The organism is Streptomyces sp. NPDC006743 (assembly GCF_040703815.1).
Taxonomy (GTDB): domain Bacteria; phylum Actinomycetota; class Actinomycetes; order Streptomycetales; family Streptomycetaceae; genus Streptomyces.
Genome location: NZ_JBEYJA010000022.1, coordinates 67,694 through 85,653 on the forward strand (window position 1 = coordinate 67,694; position 17,960 = coordinate 85,653).

A 17,960-nucleotide genomic window follows, 5' to 3' on the forward strand; every position below is an offset into this window, starting at 1 on the left:
AGGGGCTGGGCGGGTCAGGGACTGGGGCCCGGGCGCGACCTTCAGCCGGCCAGGGTCGGCGTGCGGGTCCGCGGGTCAGGGGCTGAGTCCCGGTTGTCGACGTCCGGGGTCGACGGCCCGCAGGCCGGGCCGGGTGCCGAATGCGGCCTTCGGCCGGCCGGGCCGGGGCGCGGCCCTCGGTCGGCCGGAGCCGACGGGCGGATCCGCGGACCGGGGCGGGCGCACGGTCGGCGGTCTTCAGCCCCGCCCGCCCGCTGTCCCCGGCGGCCGGGGCGCGGCCCTCGGCATCCGGGGTCGGCAGACACGCCCGCGGGTCAGGCCCGGTCGGCCCGGTCCGGCGCGCGGCCGTCGGATATCAGGCGAAGGCGCGGCCGGGCCGGCCGGGCGGGGGCGGCACGCGGTCCGGCAGGGCCCGTCCGAAGGGGTGGCCGGGCCCGGCCGCCCCGGCGGACGGGCCCTGCTGCGCGGCGCACGCGGCTCAGCCCGCGAGGTTGTCCGCCAGTTCCTCGCTCAAATTGGCCTCCGTCCCGGGGATGCCCAGGTCGGCGGCGCGCTTGTCGGCCATGGCCAGCAGTCGGCGGATGCGGCCGGCGACGGCGTCCTTGGTCAGCGGCGGGTCGGCGAGCGCGCCCAGTTCCTCCAGCGAGGCCTGCTTGTGCTCCATGCGCAGGCGCCCCGCGGCGGCCAGGTGCTCGGGGACGTCGTCCGCGAGGATCTCCAGGGCGCGCTGCACCCGGGCACCGGCGGCGACCGCCGCGCGGGCCGAACGGCGCAGGTTGGCGTCGTCGAAGTTGGCCAGCCGGTTCGCCGTGGCGCGGACCTCGCGGCGCATCCGCCGCTCCTCCCAGGCCAGTACGGACTCGTGCGCGCCCAGACGCGTCAACAGCGCGCCGATCGCGTCACCGTCACGGACGACCACCCGGTCCACTCCACGCACCTCGCGGGCCTTGGCGGCGATGGAGAGTCTGCGGGCGGCGCCGACCAGGGCGAGCGCGGCCTCCGGGCCCGGGCAGGTCACCTCCAGCGACGAGGAGCGGCCGGGCTCGGTGAGCGAGCCGTGCGCGAGGAACGCCCCGCGCCAGGCGGCCTCCGCGTCGCAGGTGGCCCCCGAGACCACCTGCGGGGGCAGGCCGCGGATCGGGCGGCCGCGGCCGTCGACCAGGCCGGTCTGGCGGGCCAGCTGGTCGCCGCCCGCGACGACCCGGACCACGTAGCGCGAGCCGCGGCGCAGGCCGCCGGGCGCCATCACGATCAGCTCCGAGCTGTGCCCGAAGATCTCCAGGATGTCCCGCTTCAGGCGCCGCGCCGCCATCGCGGTGTCCAGTTCCGCCTCGATCACGATGCGCCCGCTGACCAGGTGGAGGCCGCCGGCGAACCGCAGAATGGCGGAGACCTCCGCCTTCCTGCAGCAGGTCCGGGTGACGGGGAGCCGGGAGATCTCATCCTTCACCGCTGCCGTCATCGCCATGGGCCGATCCTTCCATGCATCCGAAAAATACGGTCGTACGCGGCGGCCAGCAGCTCCGGGTCGTGCCGCGGAGTTCCGTCCCTCCGGGCCACCGGCGCCAGCTCGACCGCGGCGCCGAACCGCTTGGCGGCCTCGGTGAGGACTTCGCGGTCGGGCACGGCGGCCTCGTCGGCCAGCACCACGTCCAGGGCGAGTTTAGGGGCGTGTCGTCCCAAAACCTCCAAATGACGCTGCGGGGAGAAGCCGGCGGTTTCTCCCGGTTGCGGGGCGAGGTTCAAGGAGAGGACCCGGCGCGCCTTCGTCTCGGTGAGTGCGTCGAGGAGCTGGGGCACGAGCAGGTGCGGGATGACCGAGGAGAACCAGGAGCCGGGACCGAGCACCACCCAGTCCGCGTCCAGGACCGCCTCGACGGCCTCGGGCACGGCGGGCGGGTCGTGCGGCACGAGGTGCACGGACTGCACCTCGCCCGGGGTGAGCGCGACGGTCGCCTGGCCGCGGACCGTGTCGACGTCGTCGGGCCGGTCCACGTCGTGGCCCTTGACCAGGGCCTGTAGCTCCAGCGGCACGGCGGACATGGGCAGTACGCGACCGTGCGCGCCCAGCAGCTTGCCGACCAGGTCGAGGGCCTGGACGTGGTCGCCGAGCTGTTCCCACAGCGCGACGATCAGCAGGTTGCCGACCGCGTGGTCGTGCAGGTCGCCCTGGGAGGTGAAGCGGTGCTGGATGACGCGCGCCCAGGTCTGGCCCCAGTCGTCGTCCCCGCACAGCGCCGCCAGCGCCTTGCGCAGGTCGCCGGGGGGCAGCACGCCCAGTTCGTCGCGCAGGCGCCCGCTGGAGCCGCCGTCGTCGGCCACGGTGACGACGGCGGTGAGGTCGCCGGTGATCCGGCGCAGTGCGGCGAGCGAGGCGGACAGTCCCATGCCGCCGCCGAGGGCGACCACCTTGGGCTGGGCGCCCCGGCGGCGCGGCCGTGCGCCGCGGGCCTCGGCGGGCCGGCCGGCCCGCCCCTCGGCCGCCAGACGTGCCGCGCGGCCCTCGGGGACCGCGCGGCGCAGTCTGCTCAGCCGCGGAGTACGTCCGGTCACTCGCGCCCCATGTCCCGGTGGACGACGACGGTCTCCACACCCTCGGCCGCCAGTCGCGCGGCGAGCTTCTCCGACATGGCCACCGAGCGGTGCTTGCCGCCCGTGCAGCCGATGGCGATGGTCACGTACCGCTTGCCCTCCCGGCGGTAGCCGGCCGCGACGAGCCGCAGCAGTTCGGCGTAGCGGTCCAGGAACTCCTTGGCGCCGGGCTGGTTGAAGACGTACCCGGCGACCTCCTCGTTGAGGCCGGTGTACGGGCGCAGCTCCGGCACCCAGTGCGGGTTGGGCAGGAACCGCATGTCGGCGACCAGGTCGGCGTCGACCGGGAGGCCGTACTTGAAGCCGAAGGACATCACGGTGGCCCGCAGCTCGGGCTCCTCCTCGCCGGCGAACTGGGCGTCCATCTTGGCGCGCAGTTCGTGCACGTTGAGGCTGGAGGTGTCGATGACGAGGTCGGCGTCGCCGCGCAGCTCGCGCAGCAGCTCCCGCTCGGCGGCGATGCCGTCGACGATGCGGCCGTCGCCCTGGAGGGGGTGGGGGCGGCGCACCGACTCGAAGCGGCGCACCAGGGCCTCGTCGGAGGACTCCAGGAAGACGATCCGCCGTGTGACGTCGCGCGCCTCCAGGTCGGCCAGGGACTCGCGGAGGTTGTCGAAGAAACGGCGGCCGCGGACGTCGACGACGACCGCGATGCGCGCGACGTTGCCCTGCGAGCGGGCGCCCAGTTCCACCATGGTGGGGATCAGCGCCGGCGGCAGGTTGTCGACGACGAACCAGCCGAGGTCCTCCAGGCACTTGGCGGCCGTCGACCGGCCCGCCCCCGACATTCCGGAGATGATCACCAGTTCGGGGATGGCCGCGTCGGGGACGCCTGCCGTGTCGATGCCCGTACTCACCTGTGCTCCGTGTTCCTGGACCGGGTGCTGCCGCTGGTCCTCGTGCGATTGCGGGGGCGCGTCCGCGGGCGTCTGCGTGTGCGTGTCCCCGTGCGCCGGCGCGCTCCTGTGCGTGTCCGCGTCGGTTTCCCGGTGCGGCGGCGCGGGTGTCTGTTCCCGGGACGCCGTGCGGGCCCGGTCGGGTCGCGCCGCTGTCCGATCTCGTGGCGCTGTGGGCTGCGTCTCGTCCTCGGTCATGTCTCCTGCCCCCGTCGTTCGGCCGGGGCGCCCGTGGGCACGGGCTCCCCTGCGGCCCCCGGCGTCGTCCCGGGTGCCGTGTCTTCCTCGTCTTCCATGATCTCTCCGGTCGCCGTGTTCACGGCGGGTGCGGCCGGGGCCGCCTGGGCCAGGGCCACGGCGATCGTCTCGGCCGTCTTGCGGCCTATGCCGGACACCTCGCAGATCTGGTCGATCGTGGCGGACCGCAGCCTCTTCACCGAGCCGAAATGCTTGAGCAGCGCCCGCTTGCGCGTCTCGCCCAGACCGGGCACGTCGTCCAGCGGGCCGGCCCGGAAGCGCTTGGCGCGTCTGGTGCGCTGGTAGGTGATGGCGAAGCGGTGGGCCTCGTCACGGACGCGCTGCAGCAGGTACAGCCCCTCGCTGCTGCGCGGCAGGACCACCGGGTCGTCCTCGCCGGGCACCCAGACCTCCTCCAGGCGCTTGGCCAGCCCGCACACCGCGATGTCGTCGATGCCCAGCTCGTCCAGGGCCCGCTGGGCCGCGGCGACCTGCGGCTGTCCGCCGTCGACGACGACGAGCTGCGGTGGATAGGCGAACCGCTTGGGGCGTCCGTCGTCCTCGGTGAAGGCGCCGGCCGGGCCGGCGACCGTGCTGCCGGCCGGGCCGCCGGGCGCCGCGCCGGGTGCTTCGGCGGGCGAGCCGTCGACGGTGGCGCCGGCCGCCGGTGCGGCGGCCGTCCCGTCGGGCACGGCACTCTCCTCGCCGTCGGCCCACTCGCCGGTGCGCTCCTTCTCCGCCAGGTACCGCTTGAAGCGCCGGGTGATCACCTCGTGCATGGAGCGGACGTCGTCCTGCCCCTCGAAGCCCTTGATCTGGAAGCGCCGGTACTCGCCCTTGCGCTGGAGGCCGTCCTCGAAGACGACCATGGAGGCCACCACGTCGTCGCCCTGGAGGTGGGAGATGTCGTAGCACTCGATCCGCAGGGGGGCGCTGTCCAGGCCGAGGGCCTCGGCGATCTCCTCCAGGGCGCGCGAGCGGGTGGTCAGGTCCGAGGCGCGCTTGGTCTTGTGCAGCGCGAGCGCCTGCAGCGCGTTGCGCTGGACGGTCTCCATGAGGGCCTTCTTGTCGCCGCGCTGCGGGATGCGCAGGGACACGTTCGCGCCACGGCGGTCGGTGAGCCACTGCTGGACCGGCTCGACCGGGTCGGGCAGGGCGGGGACGAGGACCTCCTTGGGGACGGCGTCCCCGCTCTCCTCGCCGTACAGCTGCTGCAGGGCGTGCTCGACGAGGGCGCCGGTGGTGACCTCCTCGACCTTGTCGGTCACCCAGCCGCGCTGGCCCCGCACGCGTCCGCCGCGCACGTGGAAGATCTGCACGGCGGCCTCCAGCTCGTCCTCGGCGACGGCGATGAGGTCGGCGTCGGTCGCGTCGGCGAGCACGACCGCGCTCTTCTCCATGGCCTTCTTCAGGGCCCCGATGTCGTCGCGCAGGCGGGCGGCCCGCTCGTACTCCATCTCCTCGGCCGCCTGTGCCATCCGCTGCTCCAGGCGGCGCAGGTACGTCCCCGTCCGGCCGGCCATGAAGTCGCTGAACTCCTCGGCCAGCTCCCGGTGCTCCTCGGCGGAGACGCGGCCGACGCAGGGCGCCGAGCACTTGCCGATGTACCCGAGGAGGCAGGGGCGGCCGGTGCGGGCGGCGTTCTTGAAGACGCCGGCCGAGCAGGTGCGGACGGGGAAGACCCGCAGCAGCAGGTCGACGGTGTCGCGGATGGCCCACGCGTGCCCGTACGGCCCGAAGTAGCGCACGCCCTTCTTCTTGTGACCGCGCATGACCTGGACGCGCGGGAACTCCTCGTTCATCGTCACCGCGAGGTACGGGTAGCTCTTGTCGTCGCGGTACTTGACGTTGAACCGGGGGTCGAACTCCTTGATCCAGGAGTACTCCAGCTGCAGCGCCTCGACCTCGGTGGACACCACGGTCCACTCCACGGAGGCGGCCGTGGTCACCATGGTGCGGGTGCGCGGGTGGAGGTTCGCCAGGTCCTGGAAGTAGTTCGCCAGGCGTTGGCGCAGGCTCTTCGCCTTTCCGACGTAGATCACCCGGCGGTGCTCGTCACGGAACTTGTACACCCCGGGAGAGTCCGGGATGTCTCCCGGCTTGGGGCGGTAGCTGGAGGGGTCGGCCATGTCTCACACCCTACTGGCGCGGGGTGACAGGGCGGTGAGCCTGTGGACAACCCGGCCCGGGCACCCGGCCGCCGCCCGGACAGATGTACGGCTGCCTGCCGTGACCAGCGGCCTTCGCCCGGTGGACGGCGCCGCACGGGAGCACCGGGCCCGGCCGGCGCCGGGGTGCGGACTCGGCCAGGACCGCCGCCCGCGGGGTCAGGGGTGTTGTCGGGGCTTGGCCGACACGCTTCAATGCGGGGGACGTCGGGGCCGCGGACGACGGCACACGGACGTGTACGGGCGCGGACGGCTCCCCCGTTCCTGCCCGCGGGCGGTCCCGGCGCTCCGCGTGAACGGTCTGACCAGCCGTCGTGCGCCTTTCCCGCAGTCGTGCACCCTTCACAGAGAGGCCCCTGCATGCCGCACGCCCCCCAGCAGGCGGACGTCGCCACCGCGGAACTGGACACGGCCCTGCGGGGTGGTCCGTTCCACGTGGCGCTGCGCGCCGCGATCGCCGCCCGCGGGCTGCCCCTGCAGCGCGTGCAGCACCATCTGTCGCGCCACGGCGTCCGGGTCGGGGTCACCAGCCTGAGCTACTGGCAGCAGGGCGCCCGGCGTCCGCAGCGCCCCGAGTCTCTGCGGGCCGTGCGGGCCCTGGAGGAGATCCTGCGGCTGCCGGACGAGTCACTGATCCGGCTGCTGGCCGAGACCGGGGAACGCACCGTCGCCCACAGGCCCGGCACGCGCCCCTACCGTTCCCTCGTCGAGACGTCGGACGCCCTGCGCCGCCTGCTGGCCGGGCTGGACGCCCCTGTCGACAGCGGACTGCGGGCCCTCGGCCACCACGAGCGCGTACGGGTCGGGGCGCGCCGGGAACTGGCCGGGCACGAGTCCCAGCACATCGTGCGCGCCCACCGGGACGGCGTGGACCGGTTCGTGGCCGTCCACCAGGGCGACCCGCAGTGCGTGCCGGAGGCCATGCGCGTGCACGCGCTGGAGAACTGCCGTGCCGGGCGCGTACGCCGTGACCACGGCACGGGACTGCTCGTGGCGGAGTTCCTCTTCGACACCCGGCTGCGGGCCGGCGACACGTTCCTGTTCCGGTACGGCGTCGAGGACGGCACCGCGGGTGTGTGCCGGGAGTACCTGCGGACCTTCGAGTCGGCGGGCGGCCAGTACGCCCTGCAGGTGCGCTTCGACGCGGGGGCGCTCCCGGCGCGCTGCCACCGGTTCACCCAGCCGTCGGCGGCGGCCCCGCGCGGTGGCCGGCAGGAGCTGGTGGTGAGCGCGCGCCACCGTTCCGTCCACGTCGTCGAGCCGCGGGTGCGGCCGGGGGCCGTGGGGATCGCCTGGGAGTGGGAGTGAGGGGCCGGGGCCGACCGTCCGCCCCGGTCAGGCGCCGGGACCCGCGACGATCTTGCCGCCGTCGGCGCGGACCGGCAGTTCGGGCAGCGGCGAGGTGGCCGGGGACTGCACCACCTTGCCGGTCGTGGCGTCGAACTGACTGCCGTGGCAGGGGCACTCCAGTGTCGTGCCCTCCAGCTTGCTGATCGCGCACCCCGCGTGCGTGCAGATCGTGCTGAACGCCTTCAGGGTGCCGTCGGCGGCCCTGCTGACCACCACGTTGTGGTCCTGGAACAGCTTGGCGCCGCCCTTGGGGACGGCGCTCTCGGCACCGAGGTCGACGGGCGCCGTCGGCGCCGCGGGAGAGGCGCTGCCGCCCCCCGGCCCGCAGGCGGCCAGCCCGAGCCCGGCGACGGGCGTGACGGCCGCCGTCCGCAGGATCGTACGGCGGCTCGCGGCGGAACGGCCTGGCATGGGGACTCCCCTGGTTCGGCGGGTGGTGCAGGCCCGACGATACCGACCGCCCTCCCCCGGCCGGGGAGCGGGGCGGCGGCACGGAGGGAGGCGCGTAAACGCTTGCGCAAGCGTTTACGCGGGCCCGGTGATGCGATACCGTCCCGGCCACGGGCAATCGCCGGACGGCGGCTCTCGGGGAGGGGACACGATGCCGACCATGGCCGACGTCGCACGCAGCGCCGGGGTCTCCGTGGCGACCGTCTCGCACGTACTGAACGGCACCCGCCCCGTGCTGCCCCACACCCGTCAGGCGGTGCTCGACGCGGTGGAGCAGCTCGGTTACACGCCCAACGGGCTCGCCCGCTCGCTGGTCACCTCGCGGACCCGGTCCATCGGGCTCGCGGTGTCCGCCATCAGCAACCCGTACTTCACGGAGATCCTCCAGGGCGTCGAGGCCGCGGCCCTGGAGCACGGATACAGCCTGCTGATCGCCGATCCGCACGACGATCCCCAGCATGAGCGCACCGTGGTGCAGCTCCTGCACGAGCGCCGGGTGGACGGCATGATCGTCGCCCCCTCCGCCCGTCCCCACGACCTCGTCGCGTACCTCGCGCGGCACGCCGTACCGACCGTTTTCCTCGACCGCCTGATCGGCAGCGGACCGGAGACCGAAGCCGGTGACGGGCCGCCCTTCGACCAGATCTGCGCCGACAGCGCCGGTCCGACCGCCCGGCTCGTCACCCACCTCGCCGGTCTGGGGCACCGCCGGATCGGCCTGGTCGCGGGTCTGCCCGGCCTGAGCACGACCCGGGAGCGGATGACCGGCTACCGTCACGGCCTGGCCGCCGCGGGACTCCCCCACGACGAGCGGCTCGTCGTGCACGGCGACTCCGCCGAGGACGGCGCACAGCGGGCGACCGCCGCGCTGCTGTCCCTCGCCGTACCGCCCACGGCGCTCGTCACGGCCAACAACGCGATGACCCTCGGTGCCCTGCGCGCCCTGCGCGGGCGGGGCCTGTCCGTGCCCGAGGACATGGCGCTGTGCTGCTTCGACGACTTCGAGTGGGCCGACCTGTTCTCGCCCCGGCTGACCGTGATCGCCCAGCCCGGCAGGGAGCTGGGCGCAGGATCGGTCCGACTGCTCCTGGACCGACTGGCCGCACCGGAGCGGCCCGCCCGCACGGTGCGTCTGCCCTGCACGTTCGTTCACCGCACGTCCTGCGGTTGCCCCGCACAGCCCGAGGAAGGAACCGACTCGTGATCGTCGTCGCCGGTGAGGCCCTGATCGACCTGGTACCGCGGGGCACCGGTGCCCTCGCCGACCTCAAGCCGGCGCTCGGCGGCGGCCCCTACAACACGGCCGTCGCGCTCGGCCGCCTCGGCTCCCCCACCGCCTTCTGTTCGCGCACCTCGCGCGACGCCTTCGGCGAGGCCCTGCTGGACGGGCTGCGGCGGGCCGGAGTGGACGTCTCGGGCGTACAGCGCGGCAGCGAGCCGACCACGCTGGCGGTCGCGACGGTCGGGACGGACGGATCGGCCGCGTACTCCTTCTACGTCGACGGCACCGCCGACCGCCTGTTCACCGCCCCCGCCGCGCTGCCCGCCGAAACCCGCGCGGTGTCGTTCGGCACCTGTTCACTCGTCCTGGAACCGGGTGCGAGCGCCTACGAGAAGCTGCTGCGGGCCGCGGCGGCCGAGGGGGTGTTCACGGCGCTGGACCCGAACATCCGGGCCGGGCTGATCGCGGACCCGGACGCCTACCGGGCGCGTTTTCGCAGCTGGCTGCCCTCGGTGTCGTTGCTGAAGCTCTCCGAGGAGGACGCGCGGTGGCTGGGGGGCACCCCGCGCGAGTGGCTGGCCGAGGGGCCGGCGGCCGTCGTGATCACCCACGGCGGTGACGGGCTCACGGCGCTCACGCCGGACGGCGCGGAGCACTCGGTTCCGGGCGAGAAGGTGACGGTCGTCGACACGATCGGAGCCGGTGACACCGTGAACGCCGCGCTCCTGCACGGCCTGGCCGTCCGCGACGCGCTGTCCCGCGAGGCCCTGGCGGGTCTCGGCTCGGCGGGCTGGACCGCGCTGCTGCGGTTCGCGGCCCGCGCGGCGGCGATCACCTGCTCACGCCCGGGCGCGGAGCCCCCGTACGCCTCCGAGGTGGGCGAGCCGTAGGCGGGAAGGAACCCGGTTCAGGGCGGCGGGAGCGAGGCTCAGGCCCCCGGTTCGCGGCGGAGGGGGCGAGGGTCGGGCTCGGAAGGGGCGCCGCGAGGCGCAGACCGGTAGAGGCGAGGCTCAGGCCCGGACGGGGCCGGCCTGGGCGCAGGCGGTCCGGCGCGGTCCGTCCGGAAGAGGTGGGACGCAGGCCCGGACGGGCCGGGCCTGACGGCCGGGCGGCATGGGCGGGCGCCCCGCGGGAGGTTCCGCGGGGCGCCCGCTGCTGCGGCCGGGAGGGCGTTCAGGCCTTGCGCGTGCGCGTGGTCTTCTTCGCGGGCACCGCCTTCTTGCTCCCCGTGCTGCCGGACGTCGTCCTGGCGGTGGCCGTCCTGCGGCCCGTCGACGCGGCCGCCACCGCTTTCTTGGCGGCGGCCCGGCGCGGGGCCTTCACCGCCTTCACCGGCTCCGCGTCGCTGATCCGGTCCGCGCCGAGGATCTCGCGCAGGAACTTGCCTGTGTGGCTGGCCGGTACCCCGGCGACCTGCTCGGGCGTGCCCTCCGCCACGACGAGGCCACCGCCCGCGCCGCCCTCGGGACCCATGTCGACGATCCAGTCGGCGGTCTTGATCACGTCGAGGTTGTGCTCGATGACGATGACCGTGTTGCCCTTGTCGACCAGACCGGAGAGGACCTTCAGCAGCTTGCTGATGTCCTCGAAGTGGAGGCCGGTCGTCGGCTCGTCCAGGACGTAGACCGTGCGTCCGGTGGAGCGGCGCTGCAGTTCGCTGGCGAGCTTCACGCGCTGCGCCTCGCCACCGGACAGGGTGGTCGCGGACTGGCCGAGCCGGACGTACCCGAGGCCGACGTCCTTGAGGGTCTTGAGGTGCCGGGCGATCGCCGGAACCGCCTCGAAGAAGTCGGTCGCCTCCTCGATGGGCATGTTCAGCACGTCGGCGATGGACTTGCCCTTGTAGTGGACCTCCAGGGTCTCCCGGTTGTACCGGGCCCCGTGGCAGACCTCGCACGGGACGTAGACGTCCGGGAGGAAGTTCATCTCGATCTTGATGGTGCCGTCGCCCGCGCAGTTCTCGCAGCGGCCGCCCTTGACGTTGAAGGAGAAGCGGCCGGGCAGGTAGCCGCGGACCTTGGCCTCGGTGGTCTCGGCGAACAGCTTGCGGATGTGGTCGAAGACGCCGGTGTACGTCGCCGGGTTGGACCGCGGGGTGCGGCCGATGGGCGACTGGTCGACGTGCACGACCTTGTCGACGAGGTCGTCGCCGTCCACGCGCGTGTGCCGCCCGGGGACGTTGCGCGCGCCGTTCAGCTCGCGGGCCAGGTGGGTGTAGAGGATGTCGTTGACCAGGGTCGACTTTCCGGAACCGGAGACACCGGTGACGGCGGTGAAGACGCCCAGCGGGAAGGACACGTCGATGTCCTGGAGGTTGTTCTCCCGGGCGCCGTGCACCGTGAGCTGCCGCGCGGGGTCGAGCGGCCGCCGGATGTCGGGCAGCGGGATCGACTTCTTGCCGGCGAGGTACTGGCCGGTCTGCGACTCGGCGTTGGCGAGCAGTTCCTTCAGGGAGCCGCTGTGCACGACCTTGCCGCCGTGCTCGCCCGCGCCGGGGCCGATGTCCACCACCCAGTCGGCGACCTTGATGGTGTCCTCGTCGTGCTCGACGACGATGAGCGTGTTGCCCATGTCGCGCAGCCGGACGAGGGTCTCGATCAGCCGGTGGTTGTCGCGCTGGTGCAGGCCGATGGACGGCTCGTCCAGCACGTAGAGGACGCCGACGAGGCCGGAGCCGATCTGGGTGGCCAGGCGGATGCGCTGGGCCTCGCCGCCGGAGAGGGTGCCGGCCGCGCGGTTCAGCGAGAGGTAGTCCAGGCCGACGTCGACCAGGAACCGCAGCCGCTCGTTGACCTCCTTCAGGACCCGCTCGGCGATTTTCCTCTCGCGGCCGTCGAGCTTCAGCTCGCGCAGGAAGTCCGCGCAGTCGCTGATCGACATGGCGGAGATCTCGGCGATCGACTTGCCCATGAGCGTGACCGCGAGGACGACCGGCTTCAGGCGCGTGCCCTCACAGGTGGGACAGGGCACCTCGCGCATGTAGCCCTCGAAGCGCTCGCGGCTGGCGTCGCTCTCGGCCTCGCTGTGCCGGCGCTTGACGAAGGGCACCGCGCCCTCGAAGGGGGTGGTGTAGACGCGCTCGCGTCCGTACCGGTTGCGGTAGCGGACCTCGATCTGCGTCTTGTGGCCGTACAGCAGGGCCTTCTTGGCGCGCTGCGGCAGCCCGGCGAAGGGGATGTCGGTACGGAAACCGAGCGCGTCGGCGAGGGCGCCGATCAGCCGGGCGAAGTAGTCCTTGGTGTGCCCGTGCGACCAGGGGTGGATGGCGCCGTCGTCGAGGGACTTGTCCTCGTCGGGGACGATCAGCTCCGGGTCCACCTCCATGCGCGTGCCGATGCCGGTGCACTCGGGGCAGGCGCCGAAGGGCGAGTTGAACGAGAAGGAGCGGGGCTCCAGCTCCTCGAAGGACAGGTCGTCGTACGGGCAGTACAGGTGCTCGGAGAACATGCGCTCGCGCTCGGGGTCGTCCTCGGGGAGGTCGACGAAGTCGAGCACGACCATGCCGCCGGAGAGGCCGAGCGCGGTCTCCACGGAGTCGGTCAGACGGCGCTTGGCGGAGTCCTTGACGGTGAGGCGGTCGACGACCACCTCGATCGTGTGCTTCTCCTGCTTCTTCAGCGTGGGCGGGCTGGAGAGCTGGACGGTCTCGCCGTCCACCCGCGCGCGGGAGTAGCCCTTGGTCTGGAGATCGGCGAACAGGTCGACGAACTCGCCCTTGCGTTCGCGTACCAGCGGCGAGAGGACCTGGAAGCGGCTGCCCTCGGGCAGTTCGAGGACCCGGTCCACGATGGCCTGCGGCGACTGCCGGGAGATCGGCCGCCCGCACTCGGGGCAGTGCGGCTTGCCGATGCGGGCGAACAGCAGGCGCAGGTAGTCGTAGACCTCGGTGATGGTGCCGACCGTGGAGCGCGGGTTGCGGGAGGTCGACTTCTGGTCGATGGAGACCGCCGGCGACAGCCCCTCGATGAAGTCGACGTCCGGCTTGTCCATCTGGCCGAGGAACTGACGGGCGTACGAGGAAAGGGACTCCACGTAGCGCCGCTGGCCCTCGGCGAAGATCGTGTCGAAGGCCAGGGAGGACTTGCCCGAACCGGACAGGCCCGTGAAGACGATGAGCGAGTCACGAGGCAGGTCGAGCGACACGTTCTTCAGGTTGTGCTCGCGCGCGCCACGGACGATGAGACGGTCGGCCACGCCGGTCCGCACCTTTCTTGAGAGAAGTGACAGGGGCGGGGCCCCCGTGCTTCTTCAGACTAGGGGGAGCCACTGACAACGCCGGGTGGGATTTCCCGGATCCGCCCGGATACTCAACAATCCCCGGCTCTCCAGCATGCCCGACGCCGCCGCCGACAATATCGCACGCACATTCGATTCACGGCTGCGCTCGGCCGCCTTCACCCGAAGGAGTGGCGCCGCTAGGGTCGGGCGCATGATGGATCACGCACGTGACCTGGCGTCTGTACAGGAAGCCACCGAACGACTGCTCACCGCGGCCGGCGAACTGGACAACGCGGCTGTGACCGACCAGTCACGCCTGCCCGGCTGGACCCGCGGCCATGTCCTCGCCCACCTCGCCCGCAACGCGGACGCGCTCGTCAACGTCCTCGAAGGGCGCCCCATGTACGCCTCCGCCGAGGCACGGGACGCGGACATCGAGCGCGACGCACGGCGCCCGCTGGACGCGCACCTCGCGGACGTGCGCGAGAGCGCGGCCCGCTTCCAGGCGGCGGGCCTGGTGCCGGCCGACTGGTCGCGCACCGTGGAACTGCGCAACGGGATCACCGACACCGTGTCCCGGCTGCCGTTCCGGCGCTGGGCCGAGGTCGAGCTGCACCACGTCGACCTCGGCATCGGCTACGAGCTGGAGGACGTGCCGCAGGAGTTCGCGGAGCGGGAGATCGACTTCCTCACCCAGCGGTTCGCGGGCCACGCCGACGTGCCCGCGACCAGGCTGACCGACGGCACGCGCGCGTGGAGCACGGGCCGGGAGCAGGACGAGGGAGCGGTCACCGTCACGGGAACCGCGGCGGACCTGCTCGGCTGGCTCGCCGGCCGGCGGGACGGCGCCGCCCTCACCGTGGCGGGCGGCCCCCTGCCGGCGCTCCCGCCCCTGTGAGGCCGCTGCCCGTCCCGGTCTCCTCGTGACAGGCGCGGGCGGCGCTCCGGCCTCCTCGTGAAAGACGCGTGCGGCGCTCCCGCGCCGTACGCGCCTATAGGCTGACGACCATGACGTACAGCGGAGAGGTGACGGTCGGCGGCCCGGCGGACGTGCACGAGCTGAAAGACCTGATGATCACCAAGATCGCGGTCGGCCCGATGGACAACAACGCCTACCTGCTGCGCTGCCGGGACACGGACGAGCAACTGCTCATCGACGCGGCCAGCGACGCGCACACGCTGCTCGGCATGATCGGCGACGACGGCATCGCCTCCGTCGTCACCACCCACCGGCACGCGGACCACTGGCAGGCGCTGGCCGAGGTGGTGGCGGCCACGGGCGCGCGGACGTACGCGGGCCGGGACGACGCCGAGGGCATCCCCGTGCCGACCGACGTCCTCGTGGAGGACGGCGACACGATCAGTGTCGGACACGTGCGGCTCACCGCCCGCCACCTCGTCGGGCACACGCCGGGCTCCATCGCACTGGTCTACGACGACCCGCACGGGCACCCGCACGTGTTCACGGGTGACTGCCTCTTCCCCGGAGGTGTGGGCAACACCTTCAAGAACTCCCGGGCCTTCGCGAGCCTGATCCACGACGTCGAGACGAAGATCTTCGCACCGCTGCCGGACGAGACCTGGGTCTACCCCGGGCACGGCAACGACACGACGCTGGGCGCGGAGCGCCCGCACCTGCCGGAGTGGCACGCGCGCGGGTGGTGAGCGGGCGGCGACCCCGTCGCGCCGGGTCTTCGCACCCCGTGTGAAGCCTTCGTCCGCACCGGTGGCGCACGTGCTCTCCCCGCTCGCCGCGACGGGCGGTCCACTGGGACCAGCCCCGCTCAGGAAGACGGCTCCTGCGCGGCACGGGCCGCCGGTCCTCGTTCCCCGCCCTCGACCGGCGGCCCCGGCGCGTCGTGGACGCCGCCGTGGCGCCGGGCAGCAGCGGCCTGCGCGGACGCTACGCCTGCGGGCCGTCCCCCGCGGCCAGAGCCGCCACCCGCTCCACCGCGAAGGCGTAGCCCTGCACGCCGCAGCCGGCGATGACACCGTCGGCGCGCAGGGAGACGTAGGAGTGGTGCCGGAACGGCTCGCGCCGGTGGACGTTGGAGATGTGGACCTCCATCACCGGCATGCCGTCGCAGGCGTTGAGCGCGTCCAGGATCGCCACGGAGGTGTGCGAGTAGGCGGCCGGGTTGATGACGATGCCGCAGTGGTGCAGCCGTGCCTCGTGGATCCAGTCGACCAGTTCTCCCTCGTGGTTGGACTGGCGGAAGTCCACCGTGGCGCCGCGGGCGGCGGCCGCCTTCACGCACAGGGCCTCCACGTCCGCGAGCGTGTCGGAGCCGTAGATCTCCGGCTGCCGCTGCCCGAGCAGATTGAGGTTGGGGCCGTTGAGGATCATGATCGGGGCGCTGGCCAGGGTGCGGGGCACGGTTCCTCCGGGTCCGTCGGTGCACGGCGGTCGGCTGCGACCGCCGCTGGCCCCGGTCTATCACGGGGCACCGGCCGCGCGGCCGGCGGCCGGAGGGCCGTCTCAGGGGTTGATGGCCAGTTCCAGGTAGGCCGCGAAGATGACGAGGTGGACGCCGCCCTGCAGGGGGGTGGCCCGGCCCGGCACCACGGTCAGGGAACTGACCACCACCGTGAGCAGGAGCAGCAGCATGTGGGTGGAGCCGAGGCCGAGCACGAGCGGCCCGGAGAGCCAGACGGAGGCCAGGGCGACGGCCGGGATGGTCAGGCCGATGCTGGCCATCGCGGAGCCCAGGGCGAGGTTGAGGCTGGTCTGCACCCGGTCTCGGCGGGCGGAGCGGAGGGCGGCGATGGTCTCCGGCAGCAGCACCAGCAGGGCGATGATCACGCCGACGACCGCGTGGTGCAGACCGGCGGACGCCACCCCGGCCTCGATGGTCGGCGAGACGCCCTTCGCCAGTCCGACCACGCCGATGAGGGCGAGTGCCAGCAGGCCCAGGCTGGTCCAGGCCATGCGGGCGGAGGGCCGCTCCGCGTGGTCGTCGCCGGTGATCACCTCGCCCTGGCGGGTGATGGGCAGGAAGTAGTCCCGGTGCCGGACGGTCTGGGTGGCCACGAACAGGCCGTAGAGGATCAGTGAGGACAGGGCGGCGAAGGTGAGCTGCACACCGGAGAACTCCGGCCCCGGCTTGCTGGTGGTGAACGTCGGCAGGACCAGGCTGAGGGTGGCCAGGGTCGCCACGGTGGCCAGTGCCGCGCCCGTGCCCTCGGCGTTGAAGACGGCCGTGCCGTGCCGGAGCGAGCCGACGAGCAGGCACAGTCCGACCACACCGTTGCAGGTGATCATGACGGCTGCGAACACCGTGTCCCTGGCCAGGGTGGCGCTCTTGTCGCCGCCGTCCAGCATGAGGGTCACGATGAGGGCGACCTCGATGACGGTGACGGCGATGGCCAGGACCAGGGACCCGAAGGGTTCCCCGACCCGGTGGGCGACCACCTCGGCGTGGTGCACCGCGGCGAGCACCGCGCCGGCGAGCACCACGGTCACCAGCACGACGACAGCCGCGGGCAGACTCCGCCCCCAGGTGAGGACCAGCAGGACGACCGCGAGCACCGGTACGGCCGTCGTCCACGCCCTGGCGAGTCCCCTGAGCCGCGTGATCATGCTGTGATCGTCGCAGAGGCCCGGCTCCTTCGCATTCCGGTGGGCCGCCCGGGCGGTGGCCCCCGCAGCACCCGGGTGCGGGGACCCGGAACCGGGTGGTGCGGGGCCGGGGTGCGCGGTCCTGGAGCGGCGGTTCGCGGTCCTGGAACGGTCAGGCATCGATGCGGTCCTTGCGTTCGGTGTCGCCCTGCCCTTCTCGCACCTCCTCCGTCGCGGCCCGGCCCCTGGTCGCCATCAGGCTGGTGACGGTGGTGACGATCAGCACCGCGCAGATCACGCCGAGGGAGACGGGGATGCTGATCTCCGGGACGTGCACACCGGCCTCGTGCAGCGCGTGCAGCACGAGCTTGACGCCGATGAAGCCGAGGATGACCGACAGGCCGTAGGAGAGGTGGACCAGCTTCTTCAGCAGGCCGCCTATCAGGAAGTACAGCTGCCTGAGCCCCATCAGCGCGAAGGCGTTGGCGGTGAAGACGATGTACGGGTCCTGGGTGAGGCCGAAGATCGCGGGGATCGAGTCGAGGGCGAACAGCACGTCGGTGGTACCGATGGCGAGCATCACGACCAGCATCGGCGTCATCACGCGCTTGCCGTTCTCCCGGATCCACAGCTTGGTGCCGTGGTACCGGTCGGCCACGCCGAAGCGGCGCTCGGCGGCCTTGAGCAGTCTGGTCTCCTCGAACTCCTCGTCCTCCCCGCCCGAGCGGGCCTCCTGGATCAGCTTCCAGGCGGTCCAGATGAGGAAGGCCCCGAAGAGGAAGAACACCCACGAGAAGCCGGCGAGGATCGCGGCGCCGGCGGCGATGAAGGCGGCCCGCAGCACCAGGGCTATGAGGACGCCGACCAGCAGCACCCGCTGCTGGTACTGCGAGGGCACGGCGAACTTCGCCATGATCAGGACGAAGACGAAGAGGTTGTCGACGCTCAGCGACTTCTCGGTGATGAAGCCCGCGAAGAACTCTCCGGCCGGCCGGCCGCCCGCGAAGAGGAACAGGCCGAGCCCGAAGAGGCAGGCCAGGGCGATCCAGACGACGGTCCAGACCCCGGCTTCCTTCACGGACACGTCATGGGGTTTGCGGCCGATGAAGAAGTCGACCGCGATCAGGGCGGCCAGGCCGACGATGGTCAGGGTCCACAGGGTGATGGAAACTTCCACTGCGCCTCCGGCAGGTGCGTCACGGGCAGATGAGTCAGCGTCGTCGCTGCCGGAGGTCTCTTCCACCCGGGACGGGCCGGCGCCCCGGGAT

14 protein-coding genes are annotated in these 17,960 nt (G+C 72.8%); 5 read left to right on the top strand and 9 right to left on the bottom strand.

Annotated elements, in window-relative coordinates; all coding sequences use genetic code 11:
* Nucleotides 1-478: 478 nt before the first annotated feature.
* Genes whiA through uvrC form a run of 4 tightly spaced genes read right to left on the bottom strand, consistent with a single transcriptional unit; the run spans nt 479 to nt 5,854 of the window.
* On the bottom strand, nt 479-1,468 hold the full coding sequence (gene whiA, locus ABZ719_RS19720) for a DNA-binding protein WhiA (protein WP_037860766.1): 990 nt from the start codon (nt 1,466-1,468) through the stop codon (nt 479-481).
* Complete coding sequence (gene yvcK, locus ABZ719_RS19725) at nt 1,459-2,553, bottom strand: uridine diphosphate-N-acetylglucosamine-binding protein YvcK (protein WP_037860765.1); 1,095 nt, start codon at nt 2,551-2,553, stop codon at nt 1,459-1,461. Before yvcK ends, whiA begins: the two co-directional genes overlap by 10 nt.
* Nucleotides 2,550-3,686, bottom strand: coding sequence for an RNase adapter RapZ (gene rapZ, locus ABZ719_RS19730; RefSeq protein WP_366726460.1), 1,137 nt, complete (start codon nt 3,684-3,686; stop codon nt 2,550-2,552). The genes yvcK and rapZ overlap by 4 nt, the downstream gene beginning before the upstream one ends.
* A complete protein-coding gene (uvrC, locus tag ABZ719_RS19735; protein WP_366726461.1) occupies nt 3,683-5,854 on the bottom strand; it encodes an excinuclease ABC subunit UvrC in 2,172 nt (723 codons plus the stop codon). Before uvrC ends, rapZ begins: the two co-directional genes overlap by 4 nt.
* 399 nt (nt 5,855-6,253) lie before the next feature.
* On the opposite strand from uvrC, the gene ABZ719_RS19740 reads away from it, so the two are divergent.
* Nucleotides 6,254-7,201, top strand: coding sequence for a hypothetical protein (locus ABZ719_RS19740; RefSeq protein WP_366726462.1), 948 nt, complete (start codon nt 6,254-6,256; stop codon nt 7,199-7,201).
* Nucleotides 7,202-7,228: 27 nt separating this feature from the next.
* Here the strand turns inward: ABZ719_RS19740 and ABZ719_RS19745 are convergent, their stop codons facing one another.
* Nucleotides 7,229-7,654, bottom strand: a complete 426-nt coding sequence (locus tag ABZ719_RS19745) for a Rieske 2Fe-2S domain-containing protein (RefSeq protein WP_366726463.1) — start codon at nt 7,652-7,654, stop codon at nt 7,229-7,231.
* A gap of 190 nt (nt 7,655-7,844) precedes the next feature.
* Here ABZ719_RS19745 and ABZ719_RS19750 point away from each other — a divergent pair, with 190 nt between their 5' ends.
* A complete protein-coding gene (locus ABZ719_RS19750; RefSeq protein WP_366726464.1) occupies nt 7,845-8,897 on the top strand; it encodes a LacI family DNA-binding transcriptional regulator in 1,053 nt (350 codons plus the stop codon).
* Complete coding sequence (locus tag ABZ719_RS19755) at nt 8,894-9,805, top strand: carbohydrate kinase (RefSeq protein ID WP_366726465.1); 912 nt, start codon at nt 8,894-8,896, stop codon at nt 9,803-9,805. The genes ABZ719_RS19750 and ABZ719_RS19755 overlap by 4 nt, the downstream gene beginning before the upstream one ends.
* A gap of 283 nt (nt 9,806-10,088) precedes the next feature.
* Here ABZ719_RS19755 and uvrA read toward each other — a convergent pair whose 3' ends face one another.
* Complete coding sequence (uvrA, locus tag ABZ719_RS19760) at nt 10,089-13,109, bottom strand: excinuclease ABC subunit UvrA (RefSeq protein ID WP_366726466.1); 3,021 nt, start codon at nt 13,107-13,109, stop codon at nt 10,089-10,091.
* A gap of 235 nt (nt 13,110-13,344) precedes the next feature.
* On the opposite strand from uvrA, the gene ABZ719_RS19765 reads away from it, so the two are divergent.
* A complete protein-coding gene (locus ABZ719_RS19765; protein WP_366726467.1) occupies nt 13,345-14,031 on the top strand; it encodes a maleylpyruvate isomerase family mycothiol-dependent enzyme in 687 nt (228 codons plus the stop codon).
* Nucleotides 14,032-14,141: 110 nt separating this feature from the next.
* Nucleotides 14,142-14,798, top strand: a complete 657-nt coding sequence (locus ABZ719_RS19770; RefSeq protein WP_366726468.1) for an MBL fold metallo-hydrolase — start codon at nt 14,142-14,144, stop codon at nt 14,796-14,798.
* A 238-nt stretch (nt 14,799-15,036) separates the two neighbouring features.
* Here the strand turns inward: ABZ719_RS19770 and aroQ are convergent, their stop codons facing one another.
* The 3 genes from aroQ to ABZ719_RS19785 form a co-directional block, all read right to left on the bottom strand.
* Nucleotides 15,037-15,510, bottom strand: a complete 474-nt coding sequence (gene aroQ, locus ABZ719_RS19775; RefSeq protein ID WP_366726469.1) for a type II 3-dehydroquinate dehydratase — start codon at nt 15,508-15,510, stop codon at nt 15,037-15,039.
* A gap of 102 nt (nt 15,511-15,612) precedes the next feature.
* Nucleotides 15,613-16,713, bottom strand: a complete 1,101-nt coding sequence (locus tag ABZ719_RS19780) for an ionic transporter y4hA (protein WP_366726470.1) — start codon at nt 16,711-16,713, stop codon at nt 15,613-15,615.
* A gap of 151 nt (nt 16,714-16,864) precedes the next feature.
* Complete coding sequence (locus ABZ719_RS19785; RefSeq protein ID WP_366726471.1) at nt 16,865-17,869, bottom strand: TerC family protein; 1,005 nt, start codon at nt 17,867-17,869, stop codon at nt 16,865-16,867.
* Between the last annotated feature and the right edge of the window lie 91 nt (nt 17,870-17,960).

Bases quoted from the DNA above. Each gene is read 5' to 3' on its own strand.
- whiA (WP_037860766.1), bottom strand. From the start codon at position 1,468: ATGGCGATGACGGCAGCGGTGAAGGATGAGATCTCCCGGCTCCCCGTC.
- rapZ (WP_366726460.1), bottom strand. From the start codon at position 3,686: ATGACCGAGGACGAGACGCAGCCCACAGCGCCACGAGATCGGACAGCG.
- uvrC (WP_366726461.1), bottom strand. From the start codon at position 5,854: ATGGCCGACCCCTCCAGCTACCGCCCCAAGCCGGGAGACATCCCGGAC.
- ABZ719_RS19740 (WP_366726462.1), top strand. From the start codon at position 6,254: ATGCCGCACGCCCCCCAGCAGGCGGACGTCGCCACCGCGGAACTGGAC.
- ABZ719_RS19745 (WP_366726463.1), bottom strand. From the start codon at position 7,654: ATGCCAGGCCGTTCCGCCGCGAGCCGCCGTACGATCCTGCGGACGGCG.
- ABZ719_RS19750 (WP_366726464.1), top strand. From the start codon at position 7,845: ATGCCGACCATGGCCGACGTCGCACGCAGCGCCGGGGTCTCCGTGGCG.
- ABZ719_RS19765 (WP_366726467.1), top strand. From the start codon at position 13,345: ATGATGGATCACGCACGTGACCTGGCGTCTGTACAGGAAGCCACCGAA.
- ABZ719_RS19770 (WP_366726468.1), top strand. From the start codon at position 14,142: ATGACGTACAGCGGAGAGGTGACGGTCGGCGGCCCGGCGGACGTGCAC.
- ABZ719_RS19780 (WP_366726470.1), bottom strand. From the start codon at position 16,713: ATGATCACGCGGCTCAGGGGACTCGCCAGGGCGTGGACGACGGCCGTA.